Origin of the sequence: Bacillus spizizenii TU-B-10 (assembly GCF_000227465.1) — a bacterium.
Classification (GTDB): Bacteria; Bacillota; Bacilli; order Bacillales; family Bacillaceae; genus Bacillus; species Bacillus spizizenii.
On sequence record NC_016047.1, the window covers coordinates 4,122,982 to 4,139,928 of the forward strand.

A 16,947-nucleotide genomic window follows, 5' to 3' on the forward strand; every position below is an offset into this window, starting at 1 on the left:
AAATATCAATAAAAATATTGTAGATCGTTATTTTTTGAACAAAAAATTTGAAAAAATAATATATGATCTGCTTTCAAACTAACTAGTAAAGAAAAAAGCCCATGTACTTAAAACAACAATTACATGGACTGTTAAACAGTGATTTTTTCTATTCCTTGTTAAAAGTTAATGTAAGGTAGACTTATCAGGTTCTATACTATAACTTTTTAATATATCGTCTTTAAAAAACTCCTTTATACTAATAAATACAGGAGGAATTGATGAGATTCCATCAGTGACAAGTGCCCTATTAAATTCTTCGACATACCTAAAAGATAAGAGAGTTTTCTTTGATTCGATGAATGAAATAAAATTTTGTTTATTTTGGTTTGCCTCATATGTTTTACAAAACAAAAAATTTGTTTCTCCCCGAAGATTACTAAATATTGCATTTTCTTTTAACTCATACTCATCAAATAGTATATCTTCAAAATTATCTCGATTTTCATTGATTACGGATTGTATGACATTCTTATATATTTTAGGGTTAATTACATCTTCAATTCTTGTGACTGTATATTCTGCACCAGGATTAAAATTATCTAAGCTCATTAAATCTACTTTATTTTCCCTATGATTAATTTGTAAACGTTTCAACTGTATTTTACCAGAGGGATCTCTTCCAACATCTGAGTTATCGGTTATATTGGGATCTGTATCTGTTAAACACAGAACCTTCTTTACGCTATTTACTCTTTTGTCTATTTTCAACGGCATTACTAATAAATTGTACAGGTTTCTAACATTGTTTATTCCTCCAACTGGGAGAATCCTTACTTTAGATGAATCTATTAAAGTCTCGAGATATCTTTTATCAGTTCCGCCTTCGCATAAAATTAAGTGTTTGGAAGATTCTTTTCTAATGTATGTCGATAGACTTATAGCCAAATCATAAATGCTTTTAAGTTTAATTTCATCCGGAAAATGTTCTTGACTATCGAGATAATTATAAAAGTCAAAAATGGAGAACTTATTCTTATAGCTAGAGTCTTCTGTTTCTGATAGATGCAAAAGAGTCCCGTTTTCTATCACTGGGAGAATTCCATACCAGTGTGTTGTGACAAAAACTTGATTTCCAAAATTATTAGATAGTTTTTCCAATCTTTCAAATTGCTCAAAACAATGAGAAAGGTCTTGGGATACTTCTGGCTCATCAATTGCCAAAATTACATTCCTACCATTTGCTTCTTCCTCTTTTCCTCGATTCTTAAGGAATGCGTATATTATGTCTATCATTGCTCTACGTTGTTCCCCGGAACTCAATTCTTCTATCTCCTTCTGAGAACTTTTTAACGTTCTCTTAGAAAAATATCCTTGCAATATGTTATCAACAATATCAGAGGGAGTTAGATTTTGCTTTTTATTTCTTCTTGCCCTAAACTCGTATTCTGAGTCTACTAATTTGATAATACTATTTATATCCTCAATAAAAACTGATAATTGACCATTTATATGATCTATTAAGGATTGGTTCTTATCGTCTACTTTCAATCTCTCCTTCAAGAGTTCCTCAATCTTTAATATAACATTCTGATTCATTATTTTTTGCATTTGTATGTTTTCAATTCGTAGTGTTGACTGAGCTTGCTGTTCTACGGGAATATAAATATAATTATAATAGCTATCAATAACACTGTTTACCTGATCTAACGTTATTGATCCTAATTCTTTTATTACTGTAGAGAAAGGCTTACTTGTACTTTTAGAATCGACATTCCTACCTGATACTAATAAGTAATGAGATTTAGAATATTTATTTTTAATTTTCCCAATCTGATTAAAAAACTCTTTAATATAAGCTCTTCTTGTAGCACCTTTAAAAGAATCATCTGCTTCTTCCCAAAGATATGTACTTACACGTTCAAAGCCAGAGGTTATTTCCTCTACTTTTGATTTGAATTCTGAGGAGCCCTTCAACCATTTTTCTAAGGATGTTTTCTCTATTAAAAATATTGGAGAAATAAACATATCTTCTCTATTTTTACTTTGTCTATTAGTATTCCATGAACCCTGTTTGAAATAGCAATTTAATGCCTCAAGGATTGCACTTTTTCCTGTTCCATTTTTACCAACAATGGTTGTAAATTTATAGGTATCATTGTTACACAAGTGTATATATGCTGTTTGAGCATATGATTTAAACCCATTAATAAACACACCCAGAATCATTTGATTACCATCCTCCTAGTTAGAATTATCTAATCTTATATAAGATTAATATTGAAATAAACGGAAAATAGCTTAAATCTCACACACTTTCTATAATTTTTACATAGTGTATAAACCTCCCGCACTTATTATAAGGCTCTCCGTACTATATCTAAATGAGAAAACACTCAACTTAAACACCTAATATTAAAGTGAAATGAACTTTTATGTAAATTCAGGTGACAAGTCGTACTAAGAATTATTTAGAGAGCCAGACAATAATATCAGGCTCCTGAAATTATTAGCATTTCTAAAAGTTATTACAAAATATTTTCTCTAAGCATATAACCAGCAACTGATCCTTTCTCAACTAAAAAGTCTAATATGACCAGTACTTCTCGTTTTAATTTTGTTACTCTTCTTATCCTCTCACGGTTTTGATAAATATAACTCCTCATTAGATTTTCTAAATAATAAATTGTATATTCCTTTAACTTATTTTGTCGTATCTTTGGATACTCAATTAAGATCTTAGAAATCCAAGTAATTCCATCAGAAAGATATCTATGTCCAATTCCATTCAATAGCTTTGCTATTGAGTATAAAACAGCAGAAGATTCTCCCGTATTTCTTGCTACTTTATTAAAAAACTTTTTATTACCCTCTTTAAAAGTATCCCATTCAGTAACATTTTCATTCCACGGTGATCGGGCAAACAGGTAGCTCTCAATAATATCTTGATTGTAATAGCTGTGACCTTCACTCTTGCATAAACCAGTTACTTTGTCATAAAACATTTCCCATACTAACCAAAAATTATCATATGTTTTTAATATATCTTCAGCCACAATGAATTCTTTGAATAAATCGGCTAATGATTCATTGCTACTAAAACCTTCAATAAATGGTTTTAGATACTCAGAAATATTATTTCTTGGAGAAGTTAAAACAATTCTAACGAACTTACTTAAGAAATTATGACTTAATTGATAATCAACTTTTTCTTCTCTATCATTAGATAATAGTTTCTCTGCAAAAACCGATACAATTTCTTGAGTAATTATTTTATGAGATTCATCAAAAATATTTAAAGGAATTAATTGAAATGCTTTTCCAAGTGTAATTAAACTTATATTTTTTATATTTTTTATATCATCCAAAGTAATAGAGTTTGCAATAATCCTCTCAATCTCTTTTTCATAATTAATTACAAACTTTTCGATTATATCCCTCTGATACAATTGTTGGTTGTTTTTATTATAATTTTCTTGCCGCACTTCTTCTTGCATCACATCAAACTTCGGTTTTAAATATAAAAAACCAAGTAGTAAAGATTGAGCATCATCAAAATTTATACTCCATAAATTATTATAAATCGTATTCGCTGAGTAATCAGAGAATTTAGCGTTCATTCCCATCGGATGAGAATCGCACAAAGTTAATAGTAGAATCGCTTTTATATTTTCTTTTTCTAAAGGAAATTTTTCTAACATAAAAGGCAAAACAGAAATCGCTGATTCAACGCCATCTCCTATTTGATAAGAATAATTGGACACAAAAGAGGAAGATGAAATTGTCAATATTATATCTTTACATAGCTCCTTCTCAATTTCTGTTAATTCGTCAAAATATTCTTTTATCATTACAGCGCATACCAGAGGTGGAATTGATTTATAAAAAAAAGAAAACTCTTTCCTATTCCCCTTAAAAATTCCGATAATTTCCTCAACTTCCTTTAATGCACGTTTGGGGTTCTTTTCATATTGAGTATAGACTTTATAATTTTCATCACTTTTTAATTTGTACTCTGCCCATATTCTTAATGAAGTATACTTCATTGCTTTAGAACTTTCTTGAAGAGAAGATTCACTATATTCCTTTAAATCAGGCGCAATTTCTGGATTGAAATTTATCTGTAATCCCTCATCTACTTTTTCAACTGTAGGATTCATTTTTCTTCTATCCATTCTAGCAAGATAAAGTCTCCAAGTATTATGATCTTCCATGGAGTCGTTTTTAAGCTCCTCATAATATTTATCAAAAATAGACCATATAGTCTTTTGTCTTTTTTCTACTTCTTCATCTGTTACACTTTCTCCCTTGAAAAATTGGTACGATAAGCAAAGATGCTCGAGTGTTTTTTTTCTATGACCCATATTGTAAGAGTTCATTCTTTCTTCTTCATGAATTTTATTCTCTGTTATTATCCCAGTGAAAAAATGTTGAAATTTTAACGATTGCTCTGACAGCATTCTACGTGTTTCATATAAAAAAAATTCTTTCGTTTGAAATAAAACTTTGGCTACGTTGAAAGTTTTCTCCGGATAAGCTAAAACTATACTCAATACTATTGCTGTTATAGAAGCAGAAGTAGAATTTCTGATTAAGTATAAAAGATTACTTTCCAATATTTTAGAATCAGCGTTCTTTGCTGTTTCAAGAAGGAACTTTTCTAATGCCATATGAATTGATTGAAAAATATCAGGTGAATTATGATTACCCCTATATGTGTCCCAAAGTCTGGTATTTATATACTGTCTTACTAGCAGAGAGTCGGTAACAACCTCTACTTCTTCAACTTCTGATTCATCTAAATTTAATTTCACATAACATTCAACTGATCTGTTTATAAATTTTAGTAAGAAATCGATGGTTTCTTTATGTGAATAATGAAGCAACCAGTAAATAGGTGTTTGATATGCACTTGGAGGATAATAGTTCCTGTGATTCTCATCAATACAGAAATCATCTTCAACGCCAACACTATAATGAAATGGACGACGTTTTTCTTGAGGGTTAAACCAATATAAATCCGCTAGCCTCAGTATATATTCAGGGAGTGCTTTAAGAACTTCCTGGTTTTCACCCGTTTTCGATAAAATAGTATTTACCAAGTTATAATAAGGATCTCTATAATTTTTCCACTCATTTTTTATTACCTCGTCAAAAACGGTGATGAGTTCCTCCGTTATTTCAGCAGCTCCATTTAAAATTGTTTGGATAAGTCTTTTCTCAATATCTTCTTCTCTCGAAAGGTAAATGTCTTTTTCAACGATTTCTTGATAATGTCTTAAAGCAATTAAAGCTGCTAACTTTGTTGTTTGACCACTTTTAACTTTATTATTCCATTCATTTATTATCGGCAATAAGAAGTTAAGTTGCTCTAATTCAAATTCATTTTGATTTTTGTAAATTAACTTTATGATGCTTTCCCAGCCTTTTCCTTTAGGCTTTGTAAATATATATTTCATATAGGAAATGGAGTATTTATCCAAACCTACTTTTTTTAAAAGACATTCATCAACTTCTTTACACCCTATACGCAATAAAAACGTTACTCGTTTTAATAGTTTTTGGTTATTCTCAAGTAACTTTTCCTCGAACATATCAACAAAGTGATCAGAATATGGTGACAATAACATTGATACCAAAACTTCATCTTTCCAAAAATAGGATATGTCTTCATCTTCTATTACATCTTCTATAAAACTCTTAATTGAATTATCTTCACTTAGAAGCTTTTCTGATACCCATTTCCTTAAACTTCGACGAACGGGCAGAGATTCTCCAATTTTCGTGAAAAAATCATAATAGTTCTCTTGCCTGATAAATTCAACTTCTATCAGTTTTTCCAAAGCCCACTCTTCATAAATATCGTGAGTAATAAAGTATCCTGCTGTTTCATATCCCAAGATACCATCTTGTACTAAAGAACTAATAGCGGAGTCACTATAATTAGTTGAAACAAAAAATTGACCTTCACTTGCTCTTTGAAAAGCAATCTTCATAAAACATTGCTCTCTGTTTGGTTTTGACTTTTTTATTGTTTTATTCCATAGTTTCTCTTTAAAGTTTTTGTAATCAATTACTTCGTCTTTACTATAAAATTTCAAGTATTCATTTAAATAAAAAATGTTTTTAAGTAACTCCAACAATTTTGTATCAGTTGGCAAATTAAAATTATAAGCTTGAGAGTTTGCTATCAGTTCTTCCATGCTCAGAGTCTCAATATAAAATTTAACAGGTTTCACTTGATATTGGTCAATAAACTGCATATCTAAATCAGACAGATAATTGCTTCTCGCTGTAAATATAATTTTCCATTTATTTTTTAGTAGTACAGAGAGAAATTCTTTGAATGGATCTGTATTTTCCAGATCCAACAACTTTTCAGCCGAATCAATTACAATTAGTTTTTTCTCTTCTTTATGGACTTCAGTAAAGTCCTGCAAACTATACCCACCAAATAAGTTATCTATATTATTTGTTTCAAACTCACTGGCCTTAAAAATATAAATAGGAATATTTGTTTTTTGATCCTCATATAACCTTTTTATGACTGCAGTTTTTCCAACTCCACCTAAACCAGTTACCATCAATACGTGCTCATTTTCAATTGCGCTTAATATCCCATCAAGAAAATTATCTCTATCAATTTCTATTTTCTTCCCTTGGTAGTTCATGGATGTTTGAATGTTCTCTAAGATTGTTTCGGCATGAGCTTGTTTTTCCGATAAAAGTTGAACGATACTCTTTTCAAAACTAAAGAAATGTCGGACCATTAATTCGTTTTTCACGGTAACAAAAGGTGACTCAAAGAAACTTGCTGTCCTCCATTCAATTTGGAGATCAAGTTCCCTAGCCTTATTTTCAATATCTACTTTTGCTTGAGGATCGTTTTGTTCAGGATTACGAGGATTATGACTTTGACCCCATTCTCCGTTTGTATAAAAGATAATTTTGCTTAAATCTGTATAGTCTCTTTTACTTTTAATCAAAGTACTAATCAAGTCGCTTTTATGATCCGATAAAGTTGTTTCATAAAATTTCGCTTGCCATCCTATAACATCTTTTTCTACAGAAATTGGATTGGTTTCAATACCAGATTGATTTTTATATCTAAAAATACCAAACTCTTTTCCAAACTCTTCACAAAATAAAAGATAGCAAAGCCATTCAAAGTTATTTTGAGGATTTTCGCTAAACTTAGCTTTAAAAATGTTCCAATCTGGTCTGATCATAAATTTTTCTCCTCCTGTGTCAATAAATCATCTTTTGTAATTATTTAATATGACATATTAAAAAGAATAACTTATTTAAAAAGTAGCACTCGTTTTTGCGAAGGTTTTCAAATCAAAACTTGTCATAAATAGATACTTTTAAGGATGATTATATTTTACTCACTAGAGACATATGCCAGCTTAATTACTTAGTTAAAATTAAAGAAAAAAACTCACTCACTTATGATACGGCTCCCCACGGTTAATCCGAAAAGCCCGATAAATCTGCTCAACTAGTATGAGCCGCATCAACTGATGGGGAAACGTCATTTTCGAAAACGACAGCTTCTCATCCGCTCGCTTCATCACTGCGTCGCTCAATCCGAGTGATCCGCCGATGACGAAGGTGACTTTGCTTTTTCCATAAGTAGCCAGCTTATCTATTGTATCGGCTAGTTCTTCGGAGGTTTTCATTTTTCCTTCGATGGCGAGGGCGATGACGTGGGCGTCGGGGCTGATTTTTGCTAGAATCCGGTCGCCTTCTTTGTCTTTTATGATTTTCATGTCCTGATCACTTAGGTTCTCCGGCGCTTTTTCGTCCGGGAGTTCGATGATGTCGATTTTTGCGTAGGCCGAAAGTCGTTTCGTGTATTCTTCAATGCCTTGCTTGAGGTATTTTTCTTTTAGTTTTCCGATTGTCACAATATTGATATTCACAGGTCATCCCCACTTTAGAAACAAGTTATTCATATATATTGTCCACAATTGTGGATATCTTTTCTGTATTTTGTGTAAGATCATTCGTTCCCCACTATATATACTGCGGGGTCTCCACATAATTCACAGGCTGTGGATAAACTGTTAGTATGTTCGATTTTTCTGATTTCGGGCGGCAGTTCGTGGTCGTCTATGTACATATCTAGCACGGTTTCGATGTGTTCTTCACAGGAATAATACGTTTGTTTCATGTTCAAATCCTCCGATGGTTTCTTGCATTTTTGCAAGTATTCTCTTCCCAATATAACCTATTTATTCACATGTTAGTAGTGCTTCGGGCTGAGTTTTATCCACAATTCGACAAACAAGCTGTTGATGACTCTATTTCGCCCGTATATTAGTTTGGATGTAACCGATGTTTGGGGAGGTCTGCATTTGCGCTCCAGATGGATTTGGCTTTTTGTGATCATGTTGCTGCTTGCTGGGTGTCAGCCGTCTTATTGGGTATTAGAGAAGGATCGAATCGGTGAAGGCAGTCCAGACCTAGAAATATACGCTAATTATCTTCAAATGCATGATGACGTAAAAGGGTATCAAGTCTTCACCGTTTTAGAAGGCAGAAAGATGGTGATTGTCTCTCTCGGAAGCAGCGAGAAGGATAAGAAGCTTGAGGTGTCAGGCGTCAAATACTCGCCTAAAGAAACGATTGTAACTGTGAAGCGGAAACCTGCTTCCAAAGCAAATGAGAAAAACCCTTATATTCTGATTGGACTGGACAAAATCGAAGAGGAATTCATCGTACAGGATGAAACGGGAAATCGATTTAAAGAAACAGATTACCAGCAATAAAGCCGGCGTTCTGAGAACGTCCGGCTTTTTCTTTTACTTCAATGTACCATGCGGGTCGATGACGAATTTTTTGGCTGAGCCTTTGTCGAAGTCGCTGTAGCCTTTTGGAGCGTCGTCCAGAGATATAACGGTGGCGTTGACAGCTTTTGCGATTTGCGCTCTGCCGCTCAGGATCGCTTTCATCAAATTGCGGTTGTATGTCATGGCGGGTGTTTGTCCGGTGACGAAGGTGTGGGCTTTGGCCCAGCCGAGTCCGAAACGGATCTTTAGTGAGCCTGTTTTAGCTTCGGCATCCTTTGCACCGGGATCTTCGGTCACGTATAAGCCCGGAATGCCGAGGCTTCCGCCGACCTGAGTGACGTCCATGATCGAGTTCAGCACGGCGGCTGGCGCTTCCCCTTGGTTGCCGTGTCCGGATGCTTCAAAGCCGACACAGTCCACTGCGGCATCAACGGTTGGTTCACCTAATATTTGTTCAATTTGCTCGCCGAGGCGGTCGTGTTTTTGCACGTTAACCGTTTCACAGCCGAAGCTTCTCGCCTGTGCCAGTCTGTCTTCGTTCAGATCGCCGACAATGACTGTAGAAGCGCCAAGAAGCTGGGCGGAGTGTGCAGCTGCTAAGCCGACAGGTCCCGCTCCTGCGATATAGACGGTCGATCCTGTTTGCACGCCCGCTGTGTACGCCCCGTGGAAGCCGGTCGGAAAAATGTCGGACAGCATGGTCAAATCGAGAATTTTTTCTAGCGCCTGTTCTTTATCCGGGAATACCAAAAGCTGAAAATCGGCGTACGGTACCATGACGTATTCAGACTGGCCGCCGACCCAGCCGCCCATATCGACGTAGCCGTAAGCCGATCCCGGCCGGTCCGGATTGACATTCAGGCACACATGCGTTTTCTGCGTTCTGCACATCACACAGCGTCCGCAGGCAATATTGAAAGGAACGGATACAATGTCGCCTTTTTTGATAAATTCGACGTCCCGCCCCGTTTCAATGACTTCTCCGGTAATTTCATGCCCGAGCACCAAGCCTTCAGGCGCCGTTGTGCGGCCTCTGACCATATGCTGGTCGCTCCCGCAAATGTTGGTTGTAATGACTTTGAGAATAACCCCATGCTCACATTTTCGATTCACATTCGCCTTCGGGACGCCGGGCCCGTCCTTCAAGATTAACTCCGGATAACCGATATCCTCCACCGCTACAGTCCCTTTGCCTTTGTACACAACCGCTTTGTTTCCAGTCAACGCCATTCCTCCCATTCATGTTTTTGGACTCTTCGCCCTATCACATGACTTCGGTTCGGCATGACCCTTTCCCTGTTTTACGTTTGTTTTTTCTGCATTCTTAAAACAACAAAAATGCCAAGAGTGCAGCCGATAATGGTTCCGATGAGGTCAAACCAGTCCGCTTTTCCTCCATTCAGCAGGAACACAACAGCCGTCGAGATTATGCCGATGATCACTGCCAGAAGAATGACCCGTTTGGTGTGCATGTAATTCCTCCTTTACATTCGTTTCCTATACCTTACCCGCAGTTAATTGCAGACTCATACATATATATGTATCAAAGAAAAAGAGACTTCACCAGTCTCTTCATAAACAGCGATCAATTAAATCATTTCCTGAGAAATAATGTGACAATACTAGCCACTAACGCAATCGCCGTATAGATCACAACCCAAAATAAAAATGAACTGTTGCCAGATGCTAATGTAAACAACAAAATGATGCTAGCCATTAGGACAATGAGCGGCGCCACCCAAAATCTCTTAAATAAAAAATGACCCGCTATACCAAATACACCTGCGATGATCGGAAAACCAAAAACGATAAATAAAACGGCGATGGCTCCCATACTAACCTCCTTGCCTTAAAACCCCTTCATCACCTCAAAATCATACAGCTTCAAATGACTCTTCGGTGTCACGACATCCTTTACCTTCCTAATCTCTTTTTCTTTCACTTTCTTTCCGGTTTTCAGGCTGTATTGTTCAATGGTTGCAGGCTGGTTGTAGGTGTACGTGAAGAAATAGAGGCTGTTGTCTTTTAGGGTGATTTCTTTGAAATCAGCTTTCATTTTTTCCGGCGAAAGGTTGAATGCATTGCTTGTTTTTCCTGTCTTTTCATCGATTTTATATGCCTTTCCGAAGCCGTCAATGAAGTACAGGTACCCATCATAAGAGAAGAAGCTTTTTTTGAAGCTGAAGGGCATGGAGCTGTATATCGTTTGTTCATCGTTTTTGTATTCGGCGATGTCATGAAGCTCTACTTTTCCGCTTTTCTTGTTGATCTTGACCATTTGATAAAGATTGCGCGCCTTTTGGCCGCGAACAATGGCATAAACAGCTTGGTCGTCCACAGCAAGCTGGGATTCGACTGAGGCTCCTTCCCGGTATTGCCATTCCGTTATGGTGTGATAGGTGAGCTTCTTTTGATCTGCTTGAATCTGAAGGAGCTGATAGCCTTTTTCGTCATCTGTCGGAACGAGTGCGTAAATGGCGCCGTCATGAAAACCGGAGGCTCGGATGTAGTAGGGGATGACGTCTTTTTTCCACCCTCCGTCCATCTGGCGGTACAGCTCTGAGCGGTATCCGTCTGCTTTTTTGTCGTAACCGGAGTTGTAGAGTGTGTAAAAGCCGTTCGTTTTATGCAGAAAGCCCGCGCTGTCACCTGTGTGCTGATAGGCTCTTTTATAGGAGCGTAAGCCATTTTTGATCGTGAAAATCGTGTTTTTATCCTCCAGCATCACACTGTCGCCGTGTACCTTGGCTGACCCTAGCTCAAGGCCCTTCATCTGAAATGAAGACAGCGACCCGTCTTGGCTGATAAACAGGGCATAGCTTTTCCCGCCGCCAAATGCATCTTGATCCGCAGAGGATGAGAAATACAGCAGGACTTCTTTATCAACAAGAAAATCGGGGTCTCTGAGATCCTGCTGACTCACGGCTTTATGGCTTTTGAGAGGAGAAATGAAGACAAATAGTGCGACTCCTGCGAGAATCAGCATGGCAATGGTGATCATCCACTTTTTCATATCCTTCTCCTTAGTAAATGGTCATGATGGTTGTCATATACGAAGAGCTTGTGATGTCGCGCGGATATACGCCTAAGCCTCCGTTGCTGTCTATATCAATGCCTGCTTTCAGTAAAAATGCAGACCATAGGAGCTTCGAACAGTTTTTCGCGCCGTCATGGCCGGTATTTCTATTATTGACGAAGTTAAATGAGTATGGGTCGCCGACTCTTGATACCGCCCAGTCGGCAGCGGATGTTTTCTGTGAAGAAGTGACATTGACTGTCTGTACGATGGAGTTATCTTCCACGTCTCTGGCATTATAAGCGATCTGCCTGACGCCGTCGCTCGGAACAGATTCAACAATTTTGTCAGCGGCGGAGTACATGCCGACGTGGCCATGATTGTAGTAGGCTGTGTAGGAGTTGGTGTAATAGATATTGCCTTTCGCGCTTGTCGGGAGTTTTTTCGTGCCGGATGAGCCGCCCATGATAGACATGCCGCTTTCCTTGGCGAGTCTATCGCCTTCTGCTTTATCTGCTGTGATTTCTTTATAGAACTGTTTCAGAATAACGTCTTGCTTTACGTGCTGCTGTTTGGCAATCTGGCTGGCGGACTTCATGATTTCCTCTGGTGTCGTGTCTGGCTGCAGTGCGGCGATTTCTTCAGCATAATTTGTGGTCTTTACGGCTTTGGCGGGAGAAACAAACAGGCCGCCACACATTGTAAGCGCTACCAAAAACATTGACAACCGTTTCTTCAACTTCATTACATCTCCTCTTTTCTTGTGAATGTAGGAAAGGTGATTTCCTCACCCACATTATATTAGGGAAATAAGGAAAGTAACTAGGTGATTTACAGAATTTTTAGAAATCATTTACAGAAGTCTGTCCGCAAAAAAAGGCCTTTTTCAGGCCCTTTTTATTAAAGCTTCTTGCTCATGACCACGTCCGTTTCTTGAAATCCGGTCCGCTCATATAGCTTCCGTGCTGTGTGATTATGGGCAAAGACGTGGAGGGACAGCTTCCGGATTCCCATGCTTCGTGCCGTTTGTTCTAAAGCCGTTAATGCTTGCTTTGCGTAGCCCTTGCCACGGTACGGTTCATATAACCCGAAATCGTAAATAAACGCTTCCTGCTGCGGATGCTCCGGTTCAGCATGTATCCAGAGCCACCCAACGATTTCCTTTTCATTCAGCGTAAGGCTCCATAAATGATGATGGGGTGTTTCCAGCCCTCTCGGAAGCAGATCAGAAAAGGTCTGCTTAGACAAAAGCAATGCGTCTTCAGGCAGCCATGTTCCCGCCTTCAACTTTTCTTCCGCGTAATGCTTGGCCGTGTATGTGAGGTAAGACCGAAATTCTTCTGTCTGCATAGGGGTCAGCATGATTGTCATCTCATCTCTCCTTTATATATTGACTAGAGGATTTTACATAAAATAGAAAGAGGTGTTACTATCAGAATAAGCAACTGAGATTGATAAGTCACTAGAGAAAGGAGTTTCAAATGAATAAGATTGCACCCGCAGAAATCGCTAACATGCTCAACGATTGGTACCTTGCCATCAAGAAACATGAAGTTGAAGAGTCCTCCCGTTTATTTGAAGAAGTAAAGCCTTTATTGGATGACATGGAAGAGGATCAGGAGGTTCTTGCCTACTTCTCCTTGCTGGAACTGCGACACAAGGTTTTGCTTCACGAGGCGAGAGGACAGGGCTTTCAGCATGAGGAGCCTTCTCATATGAATGCTACGTCTGACATGCTGAAATATTACTTTTTTCTGTTTGAAGGCATGTATGAGGCCTATAAGAATAATTATGACATTGCCATTGGGCTGTATAAAGATGCAGAGCAGTATCTCGACAACATTCCCGATCCGATTGAGAAAGCCGAATTTCACCTGAAGGTCGGAAAGCTCTATTATAAGCTGGGACAAAATATTGTGTCCCTCAACCATACACGGCAAGCAGTTAAAACGTTCAGGGAAGAGACCGATTATAAAAAGAAACTGGCTTCAGCGCTGATCACCATGTCAGGCAATTTTACCGAGATTGGGCAGTTTGAAGAAGCTGAAACATATTTGGACGAAGCAATTCGGATCACGAGAGAATTAGAGGATCATTTTTTTGAAGCCCAGCTTTTGCATAACTTCGGCCTTCTTCATGCGCAAAGCGGCAAGTCCGAAGAGGCGGTCTCTAAATTAGAAGAGGCCTTACAGAACGAAGAATACGCCTGCTCTGCCTATTACTATCATTCTGTCTACTTGCTCATACGAGAGCTGTTTAAGATCAAAAAGAAAGAACAGGCCTTATCTTATTACCAAGATGTGAAGGAAAAATTGACTGCTGAGCCGAATAGAATATGTGAGGCAAAAATAGACATTTTGTATGCCATTTATGCAAAAGGAGGTCATGCGGAAACGTTTCACTTATGCAAACAATATATGGATGATTTGGTGTCCGAGAAAGAGTATGACAGTGTAAGAGAACTTTCCATTTTGGCTGGAGAACGGTATAAGGAGCATGAGCTTTACAAAGAAGCTGCCCACTTTTTTTATGAAGCATTACAAATTGAAGAACTCATCAAACGAACGGAGGTTATATAAATGAAAAAATTTCTGATTGGTGCAGGCGTCGCAGCGGTGATTTTATCAGGATGGTTTATTGCAGATCATCAAACCCATTCACAGGAGATGAAAGTCGCTGAGAAAATGATTGGATAAATGAAAAACCCCCGCGGGATGCGGGGGTTTTCTTATTACAGCAACTTTTTCCCTAGCAGGGATTCTACGAGCTCTACTGCTGTTTGGCCAGTCTTGTTTTCGTGATCAAGAATCGGGTTGACCTCAACGAATTCAGCTGAGGTAATGATACCTGCGTCATACAGCATTTCCATAGCCAGGTGGCTCTCCCGGTAGCTGATGCCGCCCACGACAGGGGTTCCGACACCCGGTGCGTCGTTTGGATCAAGTCCGTCCAGATCAAGGCTGAGATGGACGCCGTCACATGCTGATAAATAATCAAGGGTTTCTTCGATCACCTTTGTCATGCCGAGACGGTCGATTTCGTGCATCGTGTACACCTTCATGCCGCTTTCCTTAATATACTTACGCTCCCCTTCATCAAGTGACCGGGCGCCGATGATGACGACGTTTTCCGGTTTGATTTTAGGTGCATAGCCTTCAAGCTTAACCAGTGACTCGTGGCCGATGCCGAGGCTGACGGCAAGCGGCATGCCGTGAATATTTCCTGATGGTGATGTTTCAAGTGTATTCAGGTCGCCGTGCGCGTCATACCAGATGACGCCGAGATTATCGTAATGCTTCGCTGTGCCTGCCAGCGTGCCGATCGCAATACTGTGGTCGCCGCCCAGGACAAGCGGGAATTTTTTCTCTTCGATGACTTTGTTGACCTTTTGAGCGAGCTTTTCATTTCCCGCCAATACGGAATTTAGGTTTTTTAATTCTTCATCGTTTTTGATCTTTTCGCGGCTGATCGGAATGTCACCGAGATCTTCAACCGTATAGCCCATGTCTGACAGCCTCTCGATCAAATGGGCGTACCGGATGGCACTCGGGCCCATGTCCACTCCGCGTCGTGCTTGTCCTAAATCCATTGGCATTCCAATAACCGAAATCGTTTTATCCATCTGTGATTCCACCTCAACATATAAGATAATGTCCTATGCGGGTTATAACAAAGATGACTTGCGGACAACGTTTTTAAAGCTCTAGCTGACGATTTGCCTGCTGGCGTTTTTTAATGACGACATGATAAATGATGTAGCAAATGACCATAAACGGTATGCCGCAATACAGCGCGATACGCTGCTCTGGATCAAATGCAAGGCTGATGAGAACGACCGTATTTAACGTCAGGCCAACCAGCGGAAGCACCGGATACAGCGGTGTTTTGAATTTCAGGTCTTCTGTCTTGCCGCCTTCACGGATATATTTGCGTCTGAACATGATTTGGGAAAGCGAAATCGTAATCCAGCCGACCTGTGCGCTCATGCCCGCCAATGATAATAGCACCATATATACGGTTTCAGCCTGCGCAAATTTTGTCAGAAGTGACAGGCAGGCCACAGCCATCGTTACGATTAACGAGTACATCGGCACACCGCGTTGATTTGTTTTGCCCAGCGCTTTGAAGGCCTGTCCTTCATTCGCCATCGCGTACAGGATACGTGTCGATGCGTATAAACCTGAATTCGCAACAGATAAGAGCGCAATCAATATAACAAAGTTCATGATATCAGCAGCATACGGGATTCCGATTTGCTCAAATACGACAACAAACGGACTTTCCACGACTCCAGCCTGTTTCCACGGAATCATGCCGGCAATGACAACGATGGAAAGAACAAAGAAGACAAGTGTTCTCCATACTGTCTGTTTGATGGACCGCGGAATTGTTTTTTCAGGGTCTTCACTTTCTCCTGCTGCAACCCCGATCAGCTCAGTTCCCTGAAACGCAAAGTTCACGGTAATCATCGTAATCAGCATTGCCTTTATGCCGTTCGGAAATAACCCGTCTTCATAAAAATGTGTCAGAAACGGCGCCTGCTCTCCACCCTTCAGGTTAATCAGGCCAAACATGGCAGCTCCGCCGAGAATAATAAATAAAAGGATAATCAAGATTTTAATCCCGGAAAACCAAAATTCAGATTCTGCAAAGGCTTTCGCGGTTATCGCATTTAGTAAAAACATCAGTGCCGCAAATACAAGACACCAAATCCAGACCTCCACATGCGGAAACCAACGCTGCATCAGCTGTCCCGCTGATAAGAATTCAATAGCGCATGTAACTGCCCAGCCGAGCCAGTACAGCCAGCCGAACGCAAACCCGAAGGCCGGGCTGATAAATTTTGTCGCATAGGTCTGAAAGGACCCCGACACAGGAAAGGCGACCGCCAGCTCCCCTAAGCAAAGCATGGTCAAAAACATGATAAAGCCGCCCACTAAATAGGACAGAACCGCGCCGAGCGGTCCCGCCTGGTTAATGGTAAATCCGGTTCCAAGGAAGAAACCGGTTCCGATCACTCCGCCCAATGAAATCATGAACAAGTGGCGTGATTTCATTGTCCGCTGGAGCTGATTTCCGTTATCTTGGTTTGTATTCACATTCTGCACCCCTTCAGCAACTTGTATTGGATCTAAGCTGGAACATCTACATGGTGCG

15 protein-coding genes are annotated in these 16,947 nt (G+C 39.1%); 3 read left to right on the plus strand and 12 right to left on the minus strand.

Annotated features, from left to right (window positions below; all coding sequences use genetic code 11):
* Positions 1-165 precede the first annotated feature (165 nt).
* The 4 genes from GYO_RS42630 to GYO_RS43595 all read right to left on the minus strand — a co-directional run bounded on the left by GYO_RS42630 (position 166) and on the right by GYO_RS43595 (position 8,155).
* Positions 166-2,208, minus strand: a complete 2,043-nt coding sequence (locus tag GYO_RS42630) for an AAA family ATPase (protein WP_014115822.1) — start codon at positions 2,206-2,208, stop codon at positions 166-168.
* A 299-nt stretch (positions 2,209-2,507) separates the two neighbouring features.
* On the minus strand, positions 2,508-7,208 hold the full coding sequence (avs4, locus tag GYO_RS42635; RefSeq protein WP_014115823.1) for an AVAST type 4 anti-phage nuclease Avs4: 4,701 nt from the start codon (positions 7,206-7,208) through the stop codon (positions 2,508-2,510).
* Between the two features lie 216 nt (positions 7,209-7,424).
* Positions 7,425-7,904, minus strand: a complete 480-nt coding sequence (gene rlmH, locus GYO_RS42640) for a 23S rRNA (pseudouridine(1915)-N(3))-methyltransferase RlmH (RefSeq protein ID WP_014115824.1) — start codon at positions 7,902-7,904, stop codon at positions 7,425-7,427.
* An 80-nt stretch (positions 7,905-7,984) separates the two neighbouring features.
* Complete coding sequence (locus tag GYO_RS43595; RefSeq protein ID WP_003236479.1) at positions 7,985-8,155, minus strand: CxxH/CxxC protein; 171 nt, start codon at positions 8,153-8,155, stop codon at positions 7,985-7,987.
* A 184-nt stretch (positions 8,156-8,339) separates the two neighbouring features.
* Between GYO_RS43595 and GYO_RS42645 the strand changes: the two genes are divergently transcribed.
* Positions 8,340-8,753: a hypothetical protein gene (locus GYO_RS42645; protein WP_014115825.1), complete on the plus strand. Its 414-nt coding sequence runs from the start codon at positions 8,340-8,342 to the stop codon at positions 8,751-8,753.
* Positions 8,754-8,786: 33 nt separating this feature from the next.
* Here GYO_RS42645 and fdhA read toward each other — a convergent pair whose 3' ends face one another.
* From fdhA to GYO_RS42675, 6 genes are all read right to left on the minus strand, one after another.
* Positions 8,787-10,013 carry a formaldehyde dehydrogenase, glutathione-independent gene (gene fdhA / locus GYO_RS42650; RefSeq protein WP_080010109.1) on the minus strand — a complete coding sequence of 409 codons (1,227 nt, stop codon included), beginning with the start codon at positions 10,011-10,013 and terminating at the stop codon, positions 8,787-8,789.
* 62 nt (positions 10,014-10,075) lie between these two features.
* Positions 10,076-10,246, minus strand: a complete 171-nt coding sequence (locus GYO_RS43995; RefSeq protein ID WP_014115827.1) for a hypothetical protein — start codon at positions 10,244-10,246, stop codon at positions 10,076-10,078.
* Positions 10,247-10,368: 122 nt separating this feature from the next.
* The gene (locus tag GYO_RS42660; RefSeq protein ID WP_014115828.1) at positions 10,369-10,608 is read right to left on the minus strand and encodes a DUF2651 family protein; all 240 of its coding nucleotides are present in this window, start codon (positions 10,606-10,608) and stop codon (positions 10,369-10,371) included.
* Positions 10,609-10,623: 15 nt separating this feature from the next.
* Positions 10,624-11,787, minus strand: coding sequence for a YycP family beta-propeller protein (locus GYO_RS42665; RefSeq protein WP_014115829.1), 1,164 nt, complete (start codon positions 11,785-11,787; stop codon positions 10,624-10,626).
* 10 nt (positions 11,788-11,797) lie between these two features.
* Positions 11,798-12,535 carry a YiiX/YebB-like N1pC/P60 family cysteine hydrolase gene (locus tag GYO_RS42670; protein ID WP_014115830.1) on the minus strand — a complete coding sequence of 246 codons (738 nt, stop codon included), beginning with the start codon at positions 12,533-12,535 and terminating at the stop codon, positions 11,798-11,800.
* A gap of 155 nt (positions 12,536-12,690) precedes the next feature.
* Entirely contained in the window at positions 12,691-13,161 is a 471-nt protein-coding gene (locus tag GYO_RS42675; RefSeq protein WP_014115831.1) for a GNAT family N-acetyltransferase, read from the minus strand.
* A 110-nt stretch (positions 13,162-13,271) separates the two neighbouring features.
* Here GYO_RS42675 and rapG point away from each other — a divergent pair, with 110 nt between their 5' ends.
* Together rapG and GYO_RS42685 are read left to right on the plus strand one after the other, a co-directional pair.
* The gene (rapG, locus tag GYO_RS42680; protein WP_014115832.1) at positions 13,272-14,369 is read left to right on the plus strand and encodes a response regulator aspartate phosphatase RapG; all 1,098 of its coding nucleotides are present in this window, start codon (positions 13,272-13,274) and stop codon (positions 14,367-14,369) included.
* Positions 14,370-14,486, plus strand: a complete 117-nt coding sequence (locus GYO_RS42685; RefSeq protein WP_003219133.1) for a Phr family secreted Rap phosphatase inhibitor — start codon at positions 14,370-14,372, stop codon at positions 14,484-14,486.
* A 35-nt stretch (positions 14,487-14,521) separates the two neighbouring features.
* On the opposite strand, the gene rocF is transcribed toward GYO_RS42685, so the two are convergent.
* A complete protein-coding gene (gene rocF / locus GYO_RS42690; RefSeq protein WP_014115833.1) occupies positions 14,522-15,412 on the minus strand; it encodes an arginase in 891 nt (296 codons plus the stop codon).
* A gap of 73 nt (positions 15,413-15,485) precedes the next feature.
* The gene (locus tag GYO_RS42695; protein ID WP_014115834.1) at positions 15,486-16,889 is read right to left on the minus strand and encodes an amino acid permease; all 1,404 of its coding nucleotides are present in this window, start codon (positions 16,887-16,889) and stop codon (positions 15,486-15,488) included.
* Positions 16,890-16,947 lie beyond the last annotated feature (58 nt).

Bases quoted from the DNA above. Each gene is read 5' to 3' on its own strand.
- GYO_RS43595 (WP_003236479.1), bottom strand. From the start codon at position 8,155: ATGAAACAAACGTATTATTCCTGTGAAGAACACATCGAAACCGTGCTA.
- GYO_RS42675 (WP_014115831.1), bottom strand. From the start codon at position 13,161: ATGACAATCATGCTGACCCCTATGCAGACAGAAGAATTTCGGTCTTAC.
- GYO_RS43995 (WP_014115827.1), bottom strand. From the start codon at position 10,246: ATGCACACCAAACGGGTCATTCTTCTGGCAGTGATCATCGGCATAATC.
- GYO_RS42630 (WP_014115822.1), bottom strand. From the start codon at position 2,208: ATGATTCTGGGTGTGTTTATTAATGGGTTTAAATCATATGCTCAAACA.
- avs4 (WP_014115823.1), bottom strand. From the start codon at position 7,208: ATGATCAGACCAGATTGGAACATTTTTAAAGCTAAGTTTAGCGAAAAT.
- rapG (WP_014115832.1), top strand. From the start codon at position 13,272: ATGAATAAGATTGCACCCGCAGAAATCGCTAACATGCTCAACGATTGG.
- GYO_RS42670 (WP_014115830.1), bottom strand. From the start codon at position 12,535: ATGAAGTTGAAGAAACGGTTGTCAATGTTTTTGGTAGCGCTTACAATG.
- GYO_RS42660 (WP_014115828.1), bottom strand. From the start codon at position 10,608: ATGGGAGCCATCGCCGTTTTATTTATCGTTTTTGGTTTTCCGATCATC.
- rocF (WP_014115833.1), bottom strand. From the start codon at position 15,412: ATGGATAAAACGATTTCGGTTATTGGAATGCCAATGGATTTAGGACAA.
- GYO_RS42665 (WP_014115829.1), bottom strand. From the start codon at position 11,787: ATGAAAAAGTGGATGATCACCATTGCCATGCTGATTCTCGCAGGAGTC.
- fdhA (WP_080010109.1), bottom strand. From the start codon at position 10,013: ATGGGAGGAATGGCGTTGACTGGAAACAAAGCGGTTGTGTACAAAGGC.
- GYO_RS42685 (WP_003219133.1), top strand. From the start codon at position 14,370: ATGAAAAAATTTCTGATTGGTGCAGGCGTCGCAGCGGTGATTTTATCA.